General features: G+C 70.2%; 19 protein-coding genes and 1 pseudogene. 11 read left to right on the forward strand and 9 right to left on the reverse strand.

Annotation, left to right across the window (positions count from 1 at the left end):
- The first annotated feature begins 109 nt into the window (after positions 1-109).
- Entirely contained in the window at positions 110-1,054 is a 945-nt protein-coding gene (locus tag BL254_RS00130; RefSeq protein ID WP_139342100.1) for an LppX_LprAFG lipoprotein, read from the forward strand.
- A gap of 210 nt (positions 1,055-1,264) precedes the next feature.
- Here BL254_RS00130 and BL254_RS00135 read toward each other — a convergent pair whose 3' ends face one another.
- On the reverse strand, positions 1,265-2,761 hold the full coding sequence (locus BL254_RS00135) for an acetamidase/formamidase family protein (RefSeq protein WP_235433450.1): 1,497 nt from the start codon (positions 2,759-2,761) through the stop codon (positions 1,265-1,267).
- A 414-nt stretch (positions 2,762-3,175) separates the two neighbouring features.
- Here BL254_RS00135 and BL254_RS29160 point away from each other — a divergent pair.
- Positions 3,176-3,307: pseudogene (locus BL254_RS29160) on the forward strand (helix-turn-helix domain-containing protein); the annotation flags it as partial.
- Between the two features lie 198 nt (positions 3,308-3,505).
- Here the strand turns inward: BL254_RS29160 and BL254_RS00145 are convergent.
- The gene (locus BL254_RS00145; protein ID WP_047222683.1) at positions 3,506-5,629 is read right to left on the reverse strand and encodes a hydantoinase/oxoprolinase family protein; all 2,124 of its coding nucleotides are present in this window, start codon (positions 5,627-5,629) and stop codon (positions 3,506-3,508) included.
- Positions 5,630-5,956: 327 nt separating this feature from the next.
- Here BL254_RS00145 and BL254_RS00150 point away from each other — a divergent pair, with 327 nt between their 5' ends.
- Both BL254_RS00150 and BL254_RS26675 read left to right on the forward strand, forming a co-directional pair.
- A complete protein-coding gene (locus BL254_RS00150) occupies positions 5,957-9,691 on the forward strand; it encodes a multifunctional oxoglutarate decarboxylase/oxoglutarate dehydrogenase thiamine pyrophosphate-binding subunit/dihydrolipoyllysine-residue succinyltransferase subunit (protein WP_076842174.1) in 3,735 nt (1,244 codons plus the stop codon).
- A 53-nt stretch (positions 9,692-9,744) separates the two neighbouring features.
- Positions 9,745-9,921: a DUF6104 family protein gene (locus BL254_RS26675; protein WP_013872471.1), complete on the forward strand. Its 177-nt coding sequence runs from the start codon at positions 9,745-9,747 to the stop codon at positions 9,919-9,921.
- A gap of 192 nt (positions 9,922-10,113) precedes the next feature.
- Here the strand turns inward: BL254_RS26675 and BL254_RS00155 are convergent, their stop codons facing one another.
- Complete coding sequence (locus BL254_RS00155) at positions 10,114-11,088, reverse strand: zinc-binding dehydrogenase (protein ID WP_076842181.1); 975 nt, start codon at positions 11,086-11,088, stop codon at positions 10,114-10,116.
- A gap of 269 nt (positions 11,089-11,357) precedes the next feature.
- Here BL254_RS00155 and BL254_RS26680 point away from each other — a divergent pair, with 269 nt between their 5' ends.
- Positions 11,358-11,519 carry a hypothetical protein gene (locus tag BL254_RS26680; RefSeq protein WP_175648244.1) on the forward strand — a complete coding sequence of 54 codons (162 nt, stop codon included), beginning with the start codon at positions 11,358-11,360 and terminating at the stop codon, positions 11,517-11,519.
- A 186-nt stretch (positions 11,520-11,705) separates the two neighbouring features.
- Here the strand turns inward: BL254_RS26680 and BL254_RS00160 are convergent, their stop codons facing one another.
- Positions 11,706-12,974, reverse strand: coding sequence for an NADP-dependent malic enzyme (locus BL254_RS00160; protein WP_076842175.1), 1,269 nt, complete (start codon positions 12,972-12,974; stop codon positions 11,706-11,708).
- A 339-nt stretch (positions 12,975-13,313) separates the two neighbouring features.
- Here BL254_RS00160 and BL254_RS00165 point away from each other — a divergent pair, with 339 nt between their 5' ends.
- Complete coding sequence (locus BL254_RS00165; RefSeq protein ID WP_371389680.1) at positions 13,314-13,964, forward strand: dTDP-4-dehydrorhamnose 3,5-epimerase family protein; 651 nt, start codon at positions 13,314-13,316, stop codon at positions 13,962-13,964.
- On the opposite strand, the gene BL254_RS00170 is transcribed toward BL254_RS00165, so the two are convergent.
- Positions 13,925-14,281 carry a S24/S26 family peptidase gene (locus BL254_RS00170; RefSeq protein WP_047222722.1) on the reverse strand — a complete coding sequence of 119 codons (357 nt, stop codon included), beginning with the start codon at positions 14,279-14,281 and terminating at the stop codon, positions 13,925-13,927. The genes BL254_RS00165 and BL254_RS00170 overlap by 40 nt on opposite strands.
- A gap of 118 nt (positions 14,282-14,399) precedes the next feature.
- Here BL254_RS00170 and sodN point away from each other — a divergent pair, with 118 nt between their 5' ends.
- The 3 genes from sodN (at position 14,400) to BL254_RS00185 (ending at position 16,935) form a co-directional block, all read left to right on the forward strand.
- Complete coding sequence (gene sodN / locus BL254_RS00175; protein WP_013872465.1) at positions 14,400-14,795, forward strand: superoxide dismutase, Ni; 396 nt, start codon at positions 14,400-14,402, stop codon at positions 14,793-14,795.
- A gap of 542 nt (positions 14,796-15,337) precedes the next feature.
- Positions 15,338-15,910, forward strand: coding sequence for an anti-sigma factor (locus BL254_RS00180; RefSeq protein ID WP_047222687.1), 573 nt, complete (start codon positions 15,338-15,340; stop codon positions 15,908-15,910).
- Positions 15,907-16,935: an RNA polymerase sigma factor SigF gene (locus tag BL254_RS00185; RefSeq protein ID WP_254857643.1), complete on the forward strand. Its 1,029-nt coding sequence runs from the start codon at positions 15,907-15,909 to the stop codon at positions 16,933-16,935. Before BL254_RS00180 ends, BL254_RS00185 begins: the two co-directional genes overlap by 4 nt.
- A gap of 105 nt (positions 16,936-17,040) precedes the next feature.
- Here the strand turns inward: BL254_RS00185 and BL254_RS00190 are convergent, their stop codons facing one another.
- The gene (locus tag BL254_RS00190; protein WP_235433452.1) at positions 17,041-17,517 is read right to left on the reverse strand and encodes a hypothetical protein; all 477 of its coding nucleotides are present in this window, start codon (positions 17,515-17,517) and stop codon (positions 17,041-17,043) included.
- Positions 17,518-17,692: 175 nt separating this feature from the next.
- Here BL254_RS00190 and BL254_RS00195 point away from each other — a divergent pair, with 175 nt between their 5' ends.
- A complete protein-coding gene (locus tag BL254_RS00195) occupies positions 17,693-18,715 on the forward strand; it encodes a diacylglycerol kinase family protein (RefSeq protein WP_076842176.1) in 1,023 nt (340 codons plus the stop codon).
- A 19-nt stretch (positions 18,716-18,734) separates the two neighbouring features.
- On the opposite strand, the gene BL254_RS00200 is transcribed toward BL254_RS00195, so the two are convergent.
- Positions 18,735-19,469 carry a glycerophosphodiester phosphodiesterase gene (locus BL254_RS00200; protein WP_047222689.1) on the reverse strand — a complete coding sequence of 245 codons (735 nt, stop codon included), beginning with the start codon at positions 19,467-19,469 and terminating at the stop codon, positions 18,735-18,737.
- A 578-nt stretch (positions 19,470-20,047) separates the two neighbouring features.
- Between BL254_RS00200 and BL254_RS00205 the strand changes: the two genes are divergently transcribed.
- Positions 20,048-20,296: a WhiB family transcriptional regulator gene (locus BL254_RS00205; protein ID WP_076842177.1), complete on the forward strand. Its 249-nt coding sequence runs from the start codon at positions 20,048-20,050 to the stop codon at positions 20,294-20,296.
- A 270-nt stretch (positions 20,297-20,566) separates the two neighbouring features.
- Here BL254_RS00205 and BL254_RS00210 read toward each other — a convergent pair whose 3' ends face one another.
- Complete coding sequence (locus BL254_RS00210) at positions 20,567-22,039, reverse strand: sensor histidine kinase (RefSeq protein ID WP_047222690.1); 1,473 nt, start codon at positions 22,037-22,039, stop codon at positions 20,567-20,569.
- A gap of 48 nt (positions 22,040-22,087) precedes the next feature.
- Positions 22,088-22,277: hypothetical protein (locus BL254_RS27550; RefSeq protein WP_217699211.1), on the reverse strand; the 190-nt coding region annotated here is incomplete at its 5' end.

Raw genomic sequence — 22,277 nt, forward strand, 5'->3', positions numbered from 1 at the left:
GTCGGCCGGCACGGACGGCCAGGGAGGACGGACGGTGATGACCATCAGCGGGCCCGGGGCGACACAGTCACGTTTTTTGTACGCTCTCCATTTTTTCAGCTTTTTCCGCTTGTTCGGCCGGCCCAGCTTTTTTGGCTTTTCCCACTCTGGCTTTTCCCGCTCTGGCTTTTCCCGCTCTGACTTCTCCCGCGCCGCGCGGGTCACGGCGTCCGCGCTCGCGCTGCTGGCGCCGGGCCTGCTGCTGGCCGCGGCCGGCTGTTCGTCCGACGACTCCCCCGCACCGCCGCCGGCGATCCCGACGAACGTCGCACCCACCGAAATCAACGGGGTGCCCGCGCCCCTCGCCGGCGCCTACCAGGCGACGATCAACCGAGGGACCGCGCGTATCCGCTTCAGCGACCAGGCGAACTTCGTCTCCTCGTCCGGGCGCAGACAGATCTCCATCACCGGCACCGGCACGGTCGACTTCGTCAACAGCGCCAGTCAGACCGTGCGTGACGTGGCCGGCGGGGGCCGCAGCGAGCTGCTGATCGTCGGCTCTGATCTCTACCAGCGCAGCGTCCCGCCCGCCGACGTGCCGAACCCGCCTCGATGGACCCGTGTCGTCCCCGGCGCCAGCGGCAGCCGCCCGGCGACGCCCGCTCCGACACCGACCACCCAGCCCACGACCGGTGACGCCCTTGCGCTGCGGCTCGGCTTCCTCAGCGGGGCCTCGGCCCCGGCGACCACCGTCGGCCAGGAAACGATCGACGGTGTCACGACCACCCACTACACGCTGTCCGTGAACCTGGACACCGCCGCCACCCGGGGAAACATCAGCGCCACGACGGTCGAGTACTACAAGAACACCCTGGGGACGGCGATCCAGCCAACCGAGGCATGGATCGACGCCGACGGGCTCATCCGCCAGCTCCGCGTCACCGTCGCCACCTCCAGCACCGACGCCGACACCAGCGCTGGACGCAGCGAGATCGTCCGGACGGTGACCTACTCGGACTTCGGCGTGCCCCCTCACATCACCGCGCCATCCCCCGACCAGATCGCGCCAGGCTGACCGCGGCCCCTTCCCTTCCCCACGCGGCACCACGGCACAGCCCGCGCTGATGCCGATCGCTCAGGCGCCCCTTTCCTTCCCCACGCGGCGCCACGCCTGCCTGCTGTCAGGTCTGTCGGCTGTAGGTGAGAACCGCTGCCGTGACGACGTTTTCCACCTACAGCTCCCGCGGCCGTAGGTGGAAAACGCTGCCATTGCCACGATTTTCACCTACGGCTGGGGAGCAGGCCCGGCGTTGTCGGGCTCGGCGATGGGCGCGTTCGGCGGCGCGGACGTGTCCGCCGCGGATCTCGAAGCCGCCGGGCTCGCGGCGGCCGGATCCGGGACCGCCGGGCCTGACGCGTCCGATGCCGGCCGTGGCGTGTCCGGAGGCTCGTGAGCCGTGCCCGCGGCCGGCGGCTCCTCGGAACGCTCGTCCGCGGACGCGGGGCCTGCGACAGAGGCGGGAGGGCCGGAGCCGGCGGTGGAGCTACCAGGAGCAGAGACGCCAGGAACGGAGGTAGCAGGAACAGAGCCGCCGGGAGCGGAGCTGTCAGTAGCGGGGGTGGGGGCGGCCCGGCCGAATCCGGGGCGTACCAGACGGGGTTTGGCGGCGGCCGGCTCGCCGAAGTCCGCCCGGCGGATCCGGCAGTACACGGTCTGTAGATCGCTGCCCGACCGGCCGATGCCGAAGACAGCCGCCGCGGACAGGTAGGCAAGTGCGTCCGCCCGGTCCATCCCCAGCCGGCTGGACAGGAAGAGCACCGCCGACCGGGCGGCCTGACGGGCGGCGTCGGTGAGATCGGCCTGCGCCCCCAGCGGCACCCAGTGGGTGTCGGTTTCGGCAAAGGGCTCGCGCAACGTCCCGAGAGCGGCCCGGGCGGCGGGTTCCTTCAGGACGGTCAGGCGGAACGTCGCCCGCAGCGGCCCCTCCAGGCCACCCGTCGCAACCTTTCCGTCACCTAAAGAATAGTGCGGATCGCCAACGGCGAACAGCGCGCCGGCAACCCGCACTGGAAGAAACAAACGAGAGCCAATAACTAACTCGCCGCAGTCAAGCGCCCCGCCATGTATCCCAACGGAAGTCGAGCGGACCGGGCCAGGGCTGTCGACGGCGACCGACATGATCCCCATGAACGGCGACAGCGGAAAACGCACCTTCCGCCCCTTGGAGACCTCCAGCGCGCCGAAGAGCCTGCCGCGGCGCCGTTCGACAGCGCAGAAGCTGCTTGTCGTCCGGAAGGCCGCCCAGTTCCGGGCGTTCGCGTCCGGGCCGGGCGGGTCGTTCTCGGGGAACTCCCCGGTGAGCAGCCCGGCACCGTGCCGGGTCGACACCACCCCGTACCTGGCCCGCGGATGCAACGAGACGACGTCCACCCGCAGCACGTCGCCGGGCTCGGCACCGCGTACGAACACCGGCCCGGTCACCAGGTGCGGGCTGTCCACCCCGAACCGGTGCGGAATCCCGGAGGAGGCGATCATCCGGGCGTCGTCGAGGACCTCGGACGCCGGAACACCGAAACGGCCGAAGAAGGCGTCCGGGTCACGTCCCTGATCGTCGAGGATTCCCTCCTGGCTGACCGTGTCGATGGTGACCGTGGCCCCCGACTCCACGCTCAGTACGGGTCGGGTGTCGGCGGTCGGCAGCCGCCCCCACAGGATCGTCTCCGGGGTCGACGGCAGGTAGTGCCTGCCGTCCATCTTGCCCTTGCCGGGCTGTAGCGCCACGACGCCGTTACCGTGACATCCGGGACTGCCGCCCGCGGCGCCCGGTGCCAGGACGCCCAGCGTCGGAGCACCCGGCGTCGAGGAGCTTGCCCAGGGACGCGGTCGGGAACACGGCCATTCCGAACATCGCCTGACAGGAGCGGCGTAACCCGCCAGATTCCTGCCCAACGGGCTGGTGACGACACGGCAGACACGGCACGGGCGTCAGAGTCGCAGTGAAATATGACACATATGTTTCCGACACGTTGCGGTCCCCTCATCTGCCCATATGGAACCCGCGCGACAATCTCGGCGCGCGGGCCGGGGGGCATCGCCACACGGGAACTGACGATGTGGGAGAAGCGCACAGATGGAGCCCGTGCGGCAGTGCTCGGATGTCGGTGAGCGGGTCCGGCAGGCCAGGCTCAGGCCAGGCTGGCAGCCGGTCTCACGCAGGCGGAACTGGCATCGAAGATCTCCCTCAAGAGATCCGCTCTCGGACGAGCCGAAGGCGGATCCCGTCACCTCGACGCTCTGGAGCCGTTCCGGCTGTCAGACGCTCTCGGACGGCCTCTCGCCCGCTTCTTGACCTGTCCGCCGGCAGCCGTGGTCTCCCGGCGGACCGCGCTCGTGGACGAACCCGACCGGGCCGCGCGGGAACGCTACCCACCTTGTCGGCCCTTGTCGACGCCGACCTCGAAACCCATCTGCGTGACACGCACCGTTGGGCTCACCCACGGCCGGCTGCGAGAAATTCGGTCTGTATCAGTGGACGCGGGTGAGCAGGAGGGAGCCGGCGGGGTCGACCTGGGCGTGCCAGGTGGGGCGGATCAGGCAGGTCGCCTCGGGGAACTCGACGACGGCCGGTCCCGTCACGGTGTCGCCGGGGCCGAGGGCGGCGCGGGGCACGACGTCCACCTCCCGCCAGGAGCCGTCCAGGTAGATCGGACGACGGGTACGGGCGGCGGTGGGGTCGGCGGCCGGGGCCCGCAGTTCGGGTCGGCGGCCCGGCACCGTGGCCACCAGCCGTACGGCCACCACCTCGACCTCCCGGTCGGGCGCGGTGTGCCCGTAGCGGCGCAGGTGCTCGGCCTCGAAGGCCGCCCGTATCCGCGCGACGGAAAAACCACCGCCAGCACCACCCCCGTCGGCGGTGGCCACCACCGTCAGCTCGTGTGACTGACCCACGTACCGGCAGTCCACCTGGTGTTCGATCACGAGCGCGGGGACGTCCGCGGCGGGGGTGTCCGCGTGGGCGGCCCGGGTCAGCTCGGTGAAGGCGGCGTCCAGGCCGGCCGTTGCCAGCGGGCTGTGCAGCGGACGCAGATAGTCCCGGCGGACGTCGCCGATGGCCAGCCCCAGCGCGGAGAGCACCCCGCAGGCCAGCGGCACCAGCACCCGGCGCATCCCGAGATCCTCGGCCAGCGCGCACGCGTGTGTCCCGCCGGCGCCGCCGAAGGCGACCAGGGTCAGCTCCCGCGGGTCGAGGCCGCGTTCCACCGAGACCACCCGCAGGGCACGGATCATCTCCGCGTCGGCGACCGCCACCACCCCGGCCGCCGTCTCCTCCACCGACAGGCCGTGAGGGCCGGACCCGAGCAGCGCGCCCAGAGCGGCCAGCGCCTTGAAGGCGGCCGCCCTGGACAGGGTGACCTCGCCGCCGAGGCTCGCCCCGTCCGCCAGATAGCCGAGGACCAGGTCCGCGTCGGTCACCGTCGGTTCGACACCGCCGCGGCCGTAGCAGGCCGGGCCCGGATCGGCGCCGGCCGAACGGGGCCCGGCCCGCAGCGCCCCACCGGAGTCGACCCAGGCGACGGATCCACCGCCGGCGCTCACCGAGTGGACGTCCACCGTCGGCAACGTGACCGGTATGCCGGCGAGCACCGCCTCGGCCGTGGTCTGCACCCGACCGCCGATCACCGGGGCGACATCCGTCGACGTCCCGCCCATGTCGAAGGTCAGCAGGTCGGCCAGGCCCGAGCGGGCCGCGACGTAGGCGGCGCCGACCACGCCGCCGGCCGGCCCCGACAGCACGCACGCCGCGGCGTGCTCGGCGGCGATCGCGAGCTCCACCACTCCCCCTGAGGAGCGCATGACCAGCGGGGACGGCAGCCCCGCCGCGGCGCACCGGCGGGCGAGCGCGCCAAGGTAGGTCGACAGCGTCGGCGTCAGATAGGCGTCGGCGACGGTGGTGGCGAACCGCTCGTACTCCCGGAACCGTGGGAGCACCTCGTGGGAGGCCACCACGGTCACGCCGGGCAGCGCGGCCCGCAGCGCGTCGGCGACCTGGCGTTCGTGCTCGGGATGGGCGAAGGAGAACAGCAGGCACACGGCGACGGCCGCCAGCGGCCTGACCACCCCGCCGGCCCTGGCAACAGCCGGCGTCCCGCCGGCCTCGGCAACAGCCGACAGTGCGGTGAGGGCGGCGACGACGTCCCGCAGGCTGTTGGCGTCCAGCGGGACGATCACCCCGTCCGGCCCGGTGCGCTCGACCACGGTGTACCGCAGTTCGCGGGGCACCAGCGGGGGTGGGCGGTCCCGGGTGAGGTCGTAGAGCGCGGGCCGGTTCTGGCGGCCGATCTCGATGATGTCGGCGAACCCGTGCGTGGTCACCAGGGCTGTCCGCGCCCCGCGCCGCTCGAGCAGGGCGTTCGTCGCGACGGTGGTGCCATGGGCGAACCGCTCGACGGCCCCGGCTGCTCCGCCCCGGCCGGAGCCGGGGCCGGCAAGAGGGCCGGCAAGACCGGCTCCGCGGACGGCGTCGAGCACCGCTTCGGACGGGTCGGCGGGCACCGATGGCACCTTCCCGAAGATCATCCGACCGTCGTCGCCGACCGCGACGAGATCGGTGAAGGTCCCACCCACGTCGACACCGAGCCACACCGCCACGTGGCGATCCTGGCATGTCGCGGCGGCCCGCTCCCAGCCGTCCGGGACGGACCGCCTACGGCACCGCCCAGGATGAAGACCGACGGTAACAGTGCTAATGACCATCAGTAATCAACAGGCAGGCCGCAGTCATCAAACCAGCAGGCCACCAGTTACCCAACTCACAAACTACAGCCGCCTACGGCCGCCTGGATCGCTCGTGGCCCGGATCACGGGCCACGACCTTCAGACACATACAGGTGAAGGTGACGAGTAGCCTGATTACACGGCAGCGGAAGGGCCCGCGCCTCGGGCCCCAGCAGAAGGTGGATAGAGGGGAACGCCCCCGTGACAGCACCGACGGTACCCGAGTCCGGCCCCGACTTCGGCCCCAACGAGTGGCTGGTATTCGAGATCTACCAGCAGTACCTCGCCGATCCAGAGAGCGTCTCGCCGCAGTGGCGCGAGTTCCTCTCCGACTACCGGCCAGAGGGTGTCAACGGCCAGCCAGGCGTGGCGGGGCCCATCCCGCCAGCCGTCGCCGACGGTGCGGTACTGGCCGCGGGCGGTGTCCCCGACGCGGCCCCAGCCGGCCAGCCGGCCACCGCGACCCCGGTGGCCCCGGTGGCCCCGGTGGCCCCGGTGGCCCCGGTGGCCCCCGCGGCCGACGCGCCAGCGGCAACAGCCGCACCAGCGGCCGGCCAGAGCGCTCCCGCCGCGGACGGTGGCGTCCCGACGTCACCGTTGCGAGGCGCCGCCGCCCGCGTCGTCGCGAACATGGAGACGTCCCTGCACGTCCCCACGGCGACGTCGGTGCGGGCGGTGCCCGCCAAGCTGCTCGCGGACAACCGGATCGTCATCAACCGGCATCTGGCTCGTTCCCGCGGCGGCAAGGTGTCCTTCACGCACCTGATCGGCTACGCCATGGTCAGGGCGCTGCAGGCCACGCCGGTGATGAACCACTCCTACACCGAGGTCGGTGGCAAGCCCGCCCTGGTCACGCCGGAACACGTCAACCTGGGCATCGCCATCGACCTGGTCAAGGGCTCCTCGCGCCAGCTGGTCGTCGTCGCGATCAAGCAGGCCGAGACGATGGACTTCAGCCAGTTCTGGCTCACCTACGAGGACCTCATCCGGCGCGCCMGGACAAACAAGATCACCGCCGACGACTTCGCCGGCGTGACGATCACGCTGACCAACCCCGGCGGTATCGGTACCGTGCACTCGGTGCCCCGCCTGATGCAGGGCCAGGGAACGATCGTCGGGGTCGGCGCGATGGAGTACCCGGCCGAGTTCCAGGGCGCCTCCCAGGAGACCCTGTCGAGACTGGCCGTCTCAAAGATCATCACCCTGACCAGCACCTACGACCACCGGATCATCCAGGGTGCGCAGTCCGGCGAGTACCTGCGCCGCATCCACCAGCTGCTGCTGGGCGCGGACGACTTCTACGAGGAGGTCTTCCGCTCACTGCGCGTCCCGTACGAGCCGGTGCAGTGGGTCGCCGACATCACCTCGTCCCACGAGGGCGATCTCGACCACGGCACCCGGGTGCTGGAACTGATCCACGCCTACCGGGTCCGCGGCCACCTGATGGCCGACACCAACCCGCTCGAGTTCGCCATCCGCAGCCACCCCGACCTCGACATCATCAGCCACGGGCTGACCCTGTGGGACCTCGACCGCGAGTTCCCCGTCGACGGCTTCGCCGGCCAGCGGACGATGACCCTGCGCGACATCCTGGGCGTCCTGCGGGACTCCTACTGCCGCCGGGTCGGCATCGAGTACATGCACATCCAGGAGCCGGACGAGCGGGTCTGGATCCAGCAGCGGGTCGAACGCTCCGCCGAGCGCCCCGACCCCGCCGAGCAGTTGCACGTCCTCGAACGTCTTGGCGCGGCCGAGGCGTTCGAGTCCTTCCTGCAGACCAAGTACGTCGGGCAGCGGCGTTTCTCCCTCGAAGGCGGGGAGTCGGCGATCCCGCTGCTGGACGAGGTCCTGCAACGGGCCGCCGAGGCCGGCATGGACGAGGTCGCCTTCGGGATGGCCCACCGCGGCCGCCTCAACGTCCTGGCGAACATCATCGGCAAGTCCTACCGGCAGATCTTCGCCGAGTTCGAGGGGTACGTCGACCCGCAGACCGCGCACGGCTCGGGTGACGTCAAGTACCACCTCGGCGCCGAGGGCGCCTACACCACCCTCGACGGCCGCCAGGTGGCGGTCTCCCTGGTGTCCAACCCCTCCCACCTGGAGGCGGTCGACCCGGTGCTCGAAGGTGTCGTCCGCGCCAAACAGGACCTGCTCAACAAGGGCCCGGAGGGCTTCACCGTCCTGCCCGTGCTCATCCACGGGGATGCCGCCTTCGCCGGCCAGGGCGTGGTCGCCGAGACCCTGAACCTCTCCCAGCTGCGCGGCTACCGCACCGGCGGCACCGTGCACGTCGTCATCAACAACCAGGTCGGGTTCACCACCTCGCCGGTCTCCAGCCGGTCGTCGGTGTACGCCACCGACGTCGCCCGGATGGTGCAGGCCCCGATCTTCCACGTCAACGGGGACGACCCCGAGGCGTGTGTGCGCGTCGCGCGGCTGGCCTTCGAGTTCCGGCAGGCGTTCCACAAGGACGTCGTGATCGACATGGTGTGCTACCGGCGGCGTGGCCACAACGAGATGGACGAGCCGTCGTTCACCCAGCCGCTGATGTACGACACCATCGCCACCAAGCGGTCGGTGCGCAAGCTCTACACCGAGGCGTTGATCGGCCGTGGCGACATCACCCCGGCCGAGGCCGAGCAGGCCATGAAGAACTACTCGGCGCAGCTGGAGAAGGCGTTCGCGGAAACCCGCGACACCACCAGCCGGCCGGCCAGCCAGCCCCGGCTGGTGACGACCCCGGCGGAGGCCGCCGCCGCGGCCGCCGTGTCCACCGCCGTGTCACTGGACGTCGTCAAGAAGATCATCGACACCCAGACCACGCTGCCGGATGGCTTCACCGTCCACCCGAGGCTGCGCCCGCAGCTCGAGCGCCGGGCCCAGATGGTCGCCACCGGGGCGATCGACTGGGCGTGCGCCGAGACCATCGCGTTCGGCTCGATCCTGCTGGACGGGCGGCCCATCCGCCTCGCCGGGCAGGACAGCCGGCGCGGCACCTTCGGCCAGCGGCACGCCGTCCTGGTCGACCGGCACACCGGCGAGGAGTACTCGCCGCTGAAGTCGCTGGAGGTCGAGTCGGGCGCCGGCACCTTCTACGTCCACGACTCGCTGCTGTCCGAGTTCGCCGCGATGGGCTTCGAGTACGGCTACTCGGTGGCCCGGCCGGACGCGCTCGTGCTGTGGGAGGCCCAGTTCGGTGACTTCGCCAACGGCGCCCAGTCGATCATCGACGAGTTCATCGCGGCGGGCGAGGCCAAGTGGGGGCAGCGCAGCGCGGTCGGCCTGCTGCTCCCGCACGGCTACGAGGGCCAGGGGCCGGACCACTCCTCGGCGCGCGTCGAACGCTTCCTCAGCCTGTGCGCCGAGAACAACATGCTGGTGTCGGCCCCGTCCAGCCCGGCGAGCTACTTCCACCTGCTGCGCCGGCAGGCGCTCTCGCCCGTGCGCCGCCCGCTGGTCGTCTTCACCCCCAAGTCGATGCTGCGGCTGAAGGCGGCGACGTCGACGGTCGAGGAGCTGACCGGCGGGTCGTGGCTGCCGGTCATCGACGACGCGAGCGTCGATGACCACGCCGGCATCCGCCGGGTGCTGCTGTCCAGTGGGAAGGTCTACTACGACCTGCTGGCCACGCGGACCAAGAAGGAGATCACCGACACCGCGCTCGTCCGGGTCGAACAGCTCTACCCGACCCCGGTCGCGGAGCTGCGCGCGGTGTTGGCGACCTACCCGAACCTCACCGAGGTGACCTGGGTGCAGGAGGAACCCGCCAACCAGGGTGCCTACCCGCACATGGCCATCCATCTGCCGGAGGCGCTGCCCGCCGGCCTGGTGCTGCGCCGGGCCTCCCGTAACGCGTCGGCCGCGCCAGCCTCCGGCTCCTCCTCGCGGCACGAGAAGGAGCAGGCGGAGCTGCTCGGACAGGCGTTCGCCGGTTAGCCTTCCCTCTCATCTCAGCGTGGCTGTCATCTCAGCGTGGGGCGGAGTACGCGGTGTATTTCACCGACCGGGGTGTCGAGGAGCTGTCGCAGCGTCGCGGTGAGGAGTCCGTGACGCTCGACTGGCTCGCCGACCAGTTGCGCACGTTCGTCGACCTGCATCCCCAGTACGAGGACGCGGTCGAGGAACTGGCCACCTACCTGGCCCGCCTCGACGACCTGGACGACTGAGGCGGACGGCCGGCATAGCGGCAGGGGCACCCGTTCCCTGGCCACCGCGCCGGCCAGCCGGCCTCCCACGGTGCGGCYCCCCGAGCCGAACAGCCGAAAGAAAAAGGCAGGGACAGACCGATTTCGATCTGCCCCCTGCCTTTTTCGTACCGTTTTTCGCCTGTTTCAGATGGTTCAAATGATCCAGACAGCTCAGACGGTGAGGACGAGCTTGCCGAAGACGTCCCCGCGGACGAGTTTCGCGAACGACGCGCGAGCGTCGGCGAGCGGACGGACGTCGTTGACGAGCGGGCGGACCCCGGTCCGGTCGATGAAGGCGGCGAGTTCGGCCAGCTCGTCCCGGGTGCCCATGGTGGAGCCGACGACGGAGAGCTGGAGGAAGAACAGCCGGTTGAGCTCGGCTGGTGGGTTGGCACCGGTGGTCGTGCCCGAGCAGACGATCCGGCCGCCGGGCCGTAGCGACCRCAGGGAGTGTCCCCAGGTCGCCGCCCCCACGGTCTCGATCACCGCGTCGACCTTGACCGGCAGCCGCGCGCCGGGCTCGAACGCCTCGTCCGCACCGATCTTCAGTGCCCGCTCCCGCTTGGCGGCGTCTCTGGAGGTGACGAGAACGGTGTGGCCGGCGGCCTTCCCGAGGATGATCGCGGCCGTGGACACCCCGCCGCCGGCGCCCTGCACCAGCAGGGTTCCGCCCCCGGCGGCCGGCAGCGCGGACCGGTGGACGACCATCCGGTAGGCCGTCAGCCACGCGGTCGGCAGGCAGGCGGCCTCCTCGAACGACAGCGAGGGCGGCTTGGGCACCAGGTTGCGCCGCGGTACCGCCACCGCCTCGGCCAGGGTGCCGGGGTACAGCTCCGAGAGCAGCGTCCGCCGCGGGTCGAGGGTCTCGTCCCCGCCGCCGGCGGCCGGGTCACCGATGACCGCGTGGACGATCACCTCGTCGCCGTCCGCGCTCACCCCGGCCGCGTCGCAGCCGAGGATCATCGGCAGCCTGTCCGCGGGCAGCCCGACCCCGCGCAGACTGAAAAGATCATGATGGTTGAGCGTCGCGGCCCGGACGGACACGGTCGTCCAACCGTCGGGGACGTCGGGGGCGGGCTGCTCACCGACGTCCAGAGCAGAGAGGGGGTCGTCGGCGTTCTGGGACACAGCGGCGACAGCGAGCACCAACCAACAGTAAAGCCACGGCCGGCGTGACGCTCGTGATCACATCGATCGGGAGGAGTGGCCGGAATTTTCTCCATCCACATCCATCGGAAAAACAACAAATAAACTACTAGATAACTACACACACATGAAAAACCATGTGCGCTACACCGCCTGCGTCGCACGACAGGGGCGGCTGTGCTCCACTCTTCAACGTGACGACACACAGGCGGGTGCAGGAGCCCAGCTCGGGTGTGTCCCGGTGGTTCCGCCGGAGACAGCAAATACCCGTGTCGGTGGCCGATCCTGCGCCAACCGCTTACGCCGACGGCACCACGATCGTCGTTTCCGTGACGGATTTCGTCTCCTGCACCTACAAGGGATGCGGAACGCTGCGGCCGCTGGCGGAAGTGTCCGAGAACCGGCAGTGCCCCGGCTGCGGCCGGGTCTGAGCGGCCCGCTCCGACCGCGGCCAGGGTGACGGGAGGCCGGGGCCCGGTGGCGGCGCGGCGGACGGCCTGTCCCGGCTGTCCGAGGCCGCCGCAGGACGCCTCCGCGGTACGACCCCGGCCGGGGGCCCCACGCGCCACCGGCCACGCGCCGGCCGACAGCACATCCACCAGCGGCGCGTGGTGCGTCTACCGGCGGGCCACCCCGTCGGCGTGTGCCTGGCGGGCCACCGCGGCGGCGACCGCCGGCGCCACCCGGTCGTCGAAAACGCTCGGGATGATGTGCTCCTCGGTCAGCTCGTCCGCGATCACAGCGGCGAGCGCGTCCGCCGCCGCCAGCTTCATCGACTCGGTGATCCGGCTCGCGCGCACGTCCAGCGCCCCGCGGAACACACCGGGGAAGGCCAGCACATTGTTGATCTGGTTCGGGTAGTCGCTGCGCCCGGTGGCGACGACCCGGGCATGCCGGCGCGCGACCTCCGGATCGACCTCGGGGTCGGGGTTCGCCATCGCGAACACGATCGAGTCCGGCGCCATCGAGGCCACGGCCGCCTCGGGCACCGTGCCCGAGGACAGGCCGAGGAAGACGTCCGCCCCGGCCAGCGCGGCGTTGATCGAACCGGAGATCCCGGCTCGGTTGGTCGTGGCCGCGATCTCCGCCTTGACCGGGGTGAGATCGGCCCGGTCCGGGTGCAGGATCCCCCGGCTGTCACCGACCGCGATGTCCCCGATGCCGGCGGCGAGCAGGATACGGGTCACCGCCAGGCCCGCGGCGCCCGCGCCGGAGACCACCGCGCGCAGGTCGTCCAACCGCCGGCCGGTCAGCCGCGCCGCGTTCTCCAGCGCGGCGAGCGCCACGATCGCCGTCCCGTGCTGGTCGTCATGGAAGACCGGGATGTCGAGACGGTCCTGGAGCAGCCGTTCGACGGCGAAGCAGCGCGGCGCGGAGATGTCCTCCAGGTTGATGCCGCCGAAACTGGGCGCCAGCCGGGCGACCGTCTCCACGATCTGCTCGGTGTCGGTGCAGTCCAGGCAGATCGGGATCGCGTCCACCCCGGCGAACTGTTTGAACAGCGCCGCCTTGCCCTCCATGACCGGCAGGGCCGCGGCCGGGCCGATGTTGCCCAGCCCCAGCACGGCGGTGCCGTCGGTCACCACCGCGACGACGTTCGACCGCCAGGTGAAGTCGTCCGCCAGGCCCGGCTCGTCCGCGATGGCCGTGCAGACCCGCGCGACCCCGGGGGTGTAGGCAAGCGAAAGATCCTCCCGGTCGTTCAGCGGGACGGTCAGCGCAATGCCGATCTTGCCACCCCTGTGCAGGGTGAACACGGGGTCGATGTCACGGGCCAGCGACCCCGGCCCATCCGACTMGACGGCGGGCCGGGGCACGGCCGGCGGCAGATCCCCCAGCGCGTCGGGAACGGCCTGGTTGACAGAATGATCGGTTGTGGCAGTCATCACTACTCCCTCGGACGAGATGCCTCGACGGGTGGGAGGCGTGGACGGCAGGTCCGGGGATCGCCCGGGGATGCCTTCCAATATGACATGCGGGCCCCGCCGCCTCCTGCGCGGACACCCCATGTCCTCGACTGAAGCATGCGCGTGCCCCGGGTGTCCCGAATAGTTTTTGTGGCCGGCCCGGCGTACCGGAACACCAATGGATCGATACCGGAACAGGCACGGACCAACGGTGACCAGCAGCGATCAGCGGCGATCAGCGATGGCCGGCGCTGGCCGGCGTGGTCCTCGTGCGCCGGCCGGGATGCCCACCTGGCAGGTGGGGGCGCATTGGCCCCCATGGGGCATCGTTACCGGGTACGGTGCGCGTTCGTGGAGGTTCACGAACTCGAGATAGCCGGCGCCTGGGTGTTCACCCCCCGCCAGCACACCGACGACCGGGGCACCTTTCTGGAGTGGTTCCGGTCCGAGACCGTGGTCGAGGCGGTCGGCCACCCGCTCCACCTCVCCCAGGCGAACCACAGCGTGAGCCGGCGCGGGACGCTGCGCGGCATCCACTACGCCGCCGTACCGCCCAGCCAGGCCAAGTACGTCACCTGCGTCCATGGCCGGGTTCTCGACTGTGTGGTCGACATCCGGCTCGGTTCGCCGACATACGGAACGCACCAGGCGGTGCTGCTCGACGACGTGGACCGCAAGGGCCTCTACCTCGCCGAAGGACTCGGCCACTCCTTCATGGCGCTCACCGACAACGCGGCGATATCGTACATCTGTTCGACGCCCTACAGCCCCGCGCGCGAGTACGGCATCGACCCGCTCGACCCCGACCTGACGCTGCCCTGGCCGCGGGACGTGACTCCGCTGCTGTCCGAGAAGGACGCGCGGGCTCCGTCGCTGAAGGAGGCGGAGGCCGCCGGCCTGCTGCCGTCCTACAGCGCGTGCACGGCCTACTACGAGACCCTGCGGATCCAGGCGGGCCGCGGCCAGTAACGTGCGATCACCCGGCCCAGCACGTCCTCGGCCGGGACCGAGCCGAACGTCGCGCTGTCGGTGCCGGCCGCCACGTTGTCGGATCGCAGCCACCACGACCCGTCCGGCTCGACGAAGGCGGCCCGTTTCACCCCGAGCCCACGGCCGGGTAACCGTGCGACGACCACGTCACCCACTCGTGGCGACATTCCCCACAGGACCACGCACGCGTCCCCGTCCCGCAGCGTCGGTGTCATGGAGCGGCCGCTGACGGAGACCATCCGCACGGCAACATGTCGGCCCACCCGGGTAAGTTGCCACAAGGTGGAGCCATGCATCGACACCATCCGAGGGCCGCTGGGGCACGTCCGCGGCGTCCCGGCCTTCGACCAGGCGGCATGCGYACCCACCCGAGAGTTGCCTCAGGCGTCCAACGAGACGAGAAGGGATGGCAGCATGAGCCTCCTACGTCCGAAGACAACGGTCAGCGCCCACTGTGATCTGCCCTGTGGAGTCTACGACCCGGCCCAGGCGAAGATCGAAGCGCAGTCCGTGAAGGCGATCCAGGAGAAATACCAGAGCAACGACGACCCGGCCTTCCGCGCTCGCGCCCTGACCATCAAGGAGGAGCGGGCGGACCTGGTCAAGCAGCACCTGTGGGTGYTGTGGACCGATTACTTCAAGCCCAACCACCTCGAGAAGTACCCCGAGCTCCACGACCTGTTCTGGCAGGCCACCAAGGCGGCCGGGGCGGCCGGCGCCAAGGGCTCGGTCGACCCGGCCGACGGGCAGAAACTGCTCGACCTCATCGAGCGGATCTCCACGATCTTCTGGGAGACCAAGGCCGCATAGGCCGCATGGCCGCGCGGGACACCCACATCCAGGCCACACGTGTGGGCCATGTGGGCCGCGTAACCTCCGCGCAGGGATCCGGGAACCCGGGCTTCCGGCACCACGAGTTGGCATGACCGGAACAAGCATGACTGCCTGTTGCCGGCTCGCTGGTGGCCCGGGGAACCGGGCTCTGCGCGATACGGCCCGGCCCGGCCGGTCGCGACAATGAAGATCTACCGGACCGGAAGATCTACCAGGCTGGCCGCGGAGCATGCCACAGAGCACGCTGCCACTACTGCTGATCACAATCCCGGCTCCGGCCGGAGCCCGCGGGCAGGAGCATCCCCGAACGACGACGGGACGTAGTCGGCATCACCCACACAATCCTCAGAATCGATCACCCGACCTGCGGTGGCGCCTCGGCACTGGGTACGGTGGTCTCCACGTGGCATGAACTGGGCACGGACGTCTCCAGCCTTGACCGGCACGACCGCTGCCCAGGTGGGGGTCAAGAGATCAAATGGGATACGGAATCACAAGGCACACAAGGGGGTAACACCGTGGACACAACGCCGAGGACCGAAACCACCAGCGGTCAGGGCGGTGTCCCCGGGACAGGGGTCCCCGGTGGACGGCTGCGAGACGTCGTCCAGCTCACCCTGCCCGCCGCGAGTGCCTACCTGTCGGTCCTGCGGACCGCCACGGCATCGCTGGCGGCCCGCGCGGACTTCACCCTCGACGACATCGAGGACCTGCGGATCGCCGTCGACGAGGCATGCGCTCTGCTGCTGCTGTCGGCCGTTCCCGGTTCGGGCCTGGAATGCACCTTCGAGCTCTCCCCCGGCGTCATCGACGTCTCGGTCACGGTGCTCAGCCTGGACGGCGAGCCACCGTCCGTCGAGACGTTCGCCTGGACGGTCCTGACCGCGCTGGCCGACGAGGTGTCCTCTTCCGTGGACGCGGACTCGCGAGTCACCATCGTGCTACGCAAGCGACGCGGGATACCCGAGGAACACATCCACAGTCCCCGGGCCGCGGCGCCCGAAACACCAGCGCCCGCGGCAGCGGCCCCCATGGCACCGTGGACCGAGAACGCCGGCGCGCCGGCCACCGGACCGGTGGGCACGCCGTGACCGCAGGGCGTACCCGACCGTTTCAGGACGCCGTGGCCACGACCAGGCAACGCTCGAAGGCCTTTCTCGACGACAGCCACGATCTTTTCCTCGCCGCGGACGAGGAGGCCACGGACGAGACGTCGCCCGGCACGCCGGTGGCGGAGGCCGCCCTGACGCCACGCTCGCCCAGGYGGGCGACGGTCGCGGCCCAGGGCCATCCCAAAAATGATCACTCCAACCCCGATGCCGACGCCGGTCATTCCGGCCATGACCATCCCGGTGAGACCAACGACCGGGTGCGTGCCCGGGAGCTGTTCACCCAACTGGTCGCCCTTCCCGAGGGGGACCAGCAGCGAGCCGAGATCCGCGACCAGCTCGTCCGGATGCACCTGCCGCTCGTCGAGTACCTCGCGCGCCGTTTCCGCAACCGCGGCGAGCCCCTGGACGATCTGACCCAGGTGGCGACGATCGGCCTGATCAAGTCGGTGGACCGCTTCGATCCCGAGCGTGGCGTGGAGTTCTCCACCTACGCGACGCCGACGATCGTCGGCGAGATCAAACGGCACTTCCGGGACAAGGRCTGGGCGATCCGGGTCCCGCGGCGGCTCCAGGAACTCAAGCTGGCGCTGACCAAGGCCACCTCGGAACTCTCCCAGACGCTCGGCCGCTCACCGACGGTCAGCGAGATCGCGGCTCATCTCCAGATGAGCGAGGAGGAGGTGCTGGAGGGCCTGGAGTCCGCCAACGCCTACTCGGCGGTCTCCCTGGACGCACCGGACTCCGGCGACGACGAGGCCCCGGCGGTGGCCGACACCCTGGGCGTCCAGGACGAGTCCCTCGAGGGAGTCGAGTACCGGGAGTCGCTCAAGCCGCTGCTGGAGAAGCTGCCCCCACGGGAGAAGCGCATCCTGCTGCTGCGGTTCTTCGGCAACATGACCCAGTCGCAGATCGCCACCGAGCTCGGGATCTCCCAGATGCACGTCTCGCGGCTGCTCGCCCGCACGCTGGCCCAACTGCGCCGCGGCCTGCTGGACGACACCTGACGAGCGTTCACCGCGCGGCCAGGCGGCTGCCGCTCGGCCCCCTCGCTCCCGGCCGAGCGGGCCGCCCCCGGCGGCGGTGGCCCGCTCGTGCCAGATCGTGCCAGGTCATTCAGAGGAACCACCCGGGCCCGTGGGCTGGTGCGGGCGGTAGGCACCGGCCAGACCGATCAGCACCAGCACCCCGACCGGGACCACGACCAGCGGGACACCCTCGCCATAGCGGTGGGCCTGCAGAAGGCCAACAGCAACCGGAATACACAAAATTTGAACAACAACAAGCGGAGAACGGGCCCACTGTCGGCGCGCGAGCAACGCCCATGTGAGCAGCCACAGAACAACTCCGGCGACAACCGCGAACAGGCCGCCGAGCTCGGCCCGGCCCCGGTCGTCGGTGTCCGCGCCGAAACCCCGCACCACCAGAAAGACGCCGAGGGAGACGAGTAACAGCCCCTCGGCGGCCAGCAGTACCACGGCGGCCCGCAACGCGCGTACGGCACGCCGGGCGCCATGCCGGGCATCGTCGTGTTGTCGACCGCCCGCCGGCGTCGGTATGATCCGCTCGGATCCAGCCCTGGAACCCACATGCCGACAGTACGTGTTCCCCACGGCCACGTAACCCCGGTGGGTATGCCTGACGGGCCCCCACCTGACACGCGGATGTCCGCCGGCGTCGGGATTCCACCGGTCACGGGATTCCACCGGTGGCAAGAATTACGTCATGACRCCTGGAAAGCCCTGAACGGCTAACGTAGACATCATGCGTGCGCTGCTGGTCGTTAACCCCCTCGCCACGGCTACGACCCAGCGCATCCGGGATGTCCTGGTCAGTGCCCTGGCCGCCGATCTGCACCTGGAGACCGTCRCCACCAAGGGCCGCGGCCACGCCATCGAACTCGCCGAGCGCGCCACCGACGCCGGTGTCGACCTCGTCGTCGCCTTCGGCGGCGACGGAACGGTCAACGAGATCGCCAACGGTCTCCTGCGGGCGGGGCCGGTTCCGGGCGCGCCCGCGCTGGCTGTGGTGCCCGGTGGGAGCACCAACGTCTTCGCCCGCGCGCTCGGCTACTCCGCCTCCCCGGTGGAGGCCACCGGAGAACTCCTGGAGGCACTGCGCGAAGGCCGCAGTCGCCGGATCGGCCTCGGGCACGCCACCTTCACCAGCCGGTCGGGCATCAGCCAGTCCCGCTGGTTCATGTTCTGCGCCGGCCTCGGCGTGGACGCGGCCGTGGTCGAACGGGTGGAGCGCAAGCGGGTACGCGGACGCCGCAACACCCCGGGGCTGTACCTGCGCTCGGCACTCGGGCAGTTCGTCCGTGGCGCCGGGCGCCACCGTCCGCCCATCACCATCACCACCGACGAACCGGGCCAGACCGCCGGGGCAGCCAGGGCAGCCGGGGCAGCCGGGGCAGCCGCCGACGGTGCCGACCCGGGCACCGCGCGGCCCGGCACCGTCCAGGCCGTCGTGGTGTGCAACACGACGCCCTGGACGTATCTCGACTCCCGGCTGGTACGTGCCTGTCCGGCGGCCTCGTTCGACACCGGCCTGGATCTTCTCGGCCTGCGCCGGCTGACGCTCGCGCGGACGGCCCACGCCGGCCTGCAGATGCTGCACAGCGCTCGAGGCCCCCACGGCAAGAACGTCCGTGCGCTGCACGACCAGCACACGATCACGTTGAYGGCCGCGCGCGAGCTGCCGTTCCAGATGGACGGCGAGTACATCGGCCCGCAGGCTCAGGTGACGCTGCGATCCGAGCCGAGGGCGCTGCGCGTCATCGTCTGAGACGGACGCGAACGTCCGCTCAGGCCGCTCCCCGGCCCAGTCCTCGGACGACCTCGGCCGGGTCGTCGCAGATCACCCCGTCCACACCGGCGGCCCGCAGCCGGTCGGCGTCCCGCACCGAGGTGACCGTCCAGGTCACCAGGCCCACGCCGGCTGCCCGGGCCCGTTCGGGCACGTCCGGGGAGCCGAGCACCGAGGAGATGTGGGCGTGCAGCTCCTGATGGCCGGCGGAGCGCACATAGGCGATGCCGCCGCTGACCGACATCCGCGGCATGGTGAGGAACGCGGTGGACACGCCGATCCCGGCGTCGCGCACCGCCTCGATCGCGAACCAGTCGAACGAGGAGACGGTCACGGCCCCGGACGCGCCGCCGGAGGTCCGGGTGAGCCCACGGGAGCGCAGGAGTTCGACCAGGGCCCGGGCGGTCCGTTCCCGGGGGGCGTCGAAGTCGGGCTGGCCCGGCTGATTCTTGATCTCGAGGACGAGGCGGCCGCGGCCGTCCCAGGCGTCGAGGATCTCGGCCAGGGTGGGCACACCCAGACCGGTGAGCTCGCGGGTCGTCCGGCGTATCACGGCCCGGCCGGTCAGCCGCCCCGGCAGCCGAGGATCATGGACGCAGACCAGATCCCCGTCGGCGCTGCGCCGTACGTCCACTTCGATACCATCAGCGCCGGCGCGCAACGCGGCRTCCACCGCCTCAGATGTGTTCTCCGGACCGGGAACCCGGCTACCGCGGTGACCAAGAACCTGCATGCGCCAACGATGCCATCACGGCCACGCCCCCGGTAACGCCAGGGCCGCCGAGGCCAGCTGCGTCGAAACGCCAAAAGCGGCGTGATCACGGCTTGGTACGCCCATGAGCCGGAAGCCAGCCAGAGATCCGGGAGGCCCGGACTCGGGAACTGAGCGAGAAACCCAGGATGACAACCTCGAATGCCAATTCGGCATGTTGTCCGCCTCTGCCGGGCGTGCGTGTTCACTGAGTTGGCGGTACTAGGACGGTCTGTGTGTCGCTGTCGTCTGATCCGCCGCAAAGAGTGGTCCACCTGTGTCTCTAACGGACGAAGCCAGGTGGTCAGGGGTCGGTAAGGGGCGGGAAGCCACTTGCAGGTCCTTGCGCCCATGCCAGTTGCGGTGGGAGGGTGGCGAATGTCCGAGGTGGATGGACCCACACACCTCGGGTTCACACGCGACGGTGCATCCGGTTGAAAGATCGAGAAGCCGCGCGGACCCGGCAGCCGTTTGGCCGCCGGAAAGTGCGACACAACCGTGGCGGCTCGTAAAGCGTCTCACGTGCAGTGTGGCCCGAGACGAGAGAGGGAGTTGTACGCATGGACTGGCGCCACAGAGCGCTCTGTCGCGACGAGGATCCCGAGCTCTTCTTCCCGATCGGTACTACCGGTCCGRCTGAACGCCAGGTCGAAGAAGCAAAGGCCGTCTGCCGGCGGTGTGCTGTGACAAGTGATTGCTTGAGCTGGGCTCTTGACACCGGGCAGGACTCCGGGGTCTGGGGCGGTTTGAGCGAGGATGAACGCCGAGCGCTCAAACGCCCAGCGCGCACCCGCGTTCRCACCGCCTGAGCAGTATCCACCAGCACCACACCAGCTCGAGCCGTACGACGACTTCCCAGATGGCCATGCCGTGAGGTATCGGTCACCGGGGTGCTGTCGTGCGCCTTGGAGCTGCTCCTGTCCGTGTCCGCATCGTTTGCCAGCGAAGCCGACGGAACTCGCTGTACCGGTGTTGAGACGGCAGGAAACGACAGGCCAGGACGGGGTGGGACGGCGCCAGGCACGGTGGTGCTGTACCCACCTCGACGGTCCTCATAACACCGATCTTGGAAAAATTTTTCAGTCCCGCAACGGGATGGAGAGCAGGGCCTCGGTGCCACGCTCCGCTCCCGCCTGAAGACGGATTGCTCCCTGCATCTCACCGAGGACGAGCTGGCGCACGATCTGCAGACCGAGCCGGGGAGAGTGCTCCAACTGGAAGTCCTCAGGCAACCCGGCGCCGTTGTCGGCGACCACCACGTCCAGCCGGTCGGGATACCGCCGGACCCGCAGCTCGATCGAACCAGCGGAACCATCGAACGCATGTTCGACGGCATTCTGTAGAAGCTCGGAAAGCACAAGTGCCAGCGGCGTGGCAAGCTCACCGGGCAGCCGGCCGAACGATCCCCTGCGGGTCGTGCTCGCCCGGGTCCCGGTCGAAGCCAGATCCACTGTCACCGATGTGATCTGGTCGGCGATCTCGTCGAAGGGCACCGACTCGCCGAGGCTCTGCGAAAGGGTCTCGTGCACGACGGCGATCGAAGTCACCCGCCGCACCGACTCCCGCAATGCCAGGCGTGCCTCGTCCACCTTGGTACGACGCATCTGCAGGCGCAACAGGGCCGCGACCGTCTGCAGGTTGTTCTTCACCCGATGGTGGATCTCGCGGATGGTCGCGTCCTTGCTCAGCAGCTGCGCCTCCCGGCGCCGCAGATCCGAGACATCGCGGACGAGGACCAGCACCTCACGGGTGGCGCCGGGAAACAGCGGGATCGCGCGCAGCAGCACCACCGTGCTCCCGACCGCGAGCTCCACCTCGACCGGCCGGCGACGCCCGATCGCGTGCCACACGGCCGGCGTGGTCGCGGGCAGGTTCAGCGTCCGGTGCACCGAGCGCAGGTCCTCACCGGTGACGTTGCCGGTGTAACCGAGGCGGCGGTACGCCGACAGCGCGTTCGGACTGGCGAAAATGACCTTCCCCGAGCCGTCCAGACGCAGCATCCCGTCACCGACGCGCGGCGCCTCGGGCAACTCGGCGTTGCTGCCCCGGAACGGGAACGCCCCCTCGGCGATCATCAGTGCCAGGTTGTTCGCGCACTGCAGGTACGCCGACTCCAGCGCGCTCGGCGTCCGGGTGGTGGCCAGGTTGGTGTCCCGCGCCAGCACGGCGATGACCCGGTCGGAGTGCAGGACCGGAATCGCCTCGGTACGCACCGGCACCCCGCCGTCCCATTCCGGCTCACCCTCACGGGCGATCCGGCGCTCGCGCCACGAGTTCTGCACCACCCACCTGTTGATCACAACGCTGCCGACCTCGTCGTTGTGGTACGCCGTCGGCCCGGTGGTCGGCCGCACCTGCGCGACCACCAGGAACTCGGCCCCCGGGCCGGCTCCGCCGCGGGCCGCCGTGGCCCGGCTGGGCACGAGCAGCAGCAGGTCCGCGAAGGACAGGTCGGCCAACAGCGCCCAGTCGGCCACCAGGGCGTGCAGGTGGTCGATGTCGTCCGCACCAAGATCGGTGCTCTCGCGTAGAAGGTCCGCCAGCGTTCCCACGCAGGCAGACTGCCAGACGCGGCGCCGGCTCGGAGCATGTGTGCCCGATCAGCTTTCCCGGATCCCGGCACCGCCATGATCCGGCCACTCTCCCGACAACGCGAAAATCATGATCGAATCATCTCTGACGCCAGCGGCTTTGTGTCTCCGGCAGCGCGACAAACCACGATCGCGCTGCCTTCGAGCGAGCCAGCTGAGCGTCTCCGGCAGCGCGACAAACCACGATCGCGCTGCCTTC

Source organism: Protofrankia sp. BMG5.30, from assembly GCF_001983005.1.
Classification (GTDB): Bacteria; Actinomycetota; Actinomycetes; order Frankiales; family Frankiaceae; genus Protofrankia; species Protofrankia coriariae.

Coding starts and splice junctions, on each gene's coding strand:
- BL254_RS00170 (WP_047222722.1), bottom strand. CDS start 14,281: ATGCATGGCTCCACCTTGTGGCAACTTACCCGGGTGGGCCGACATGTT.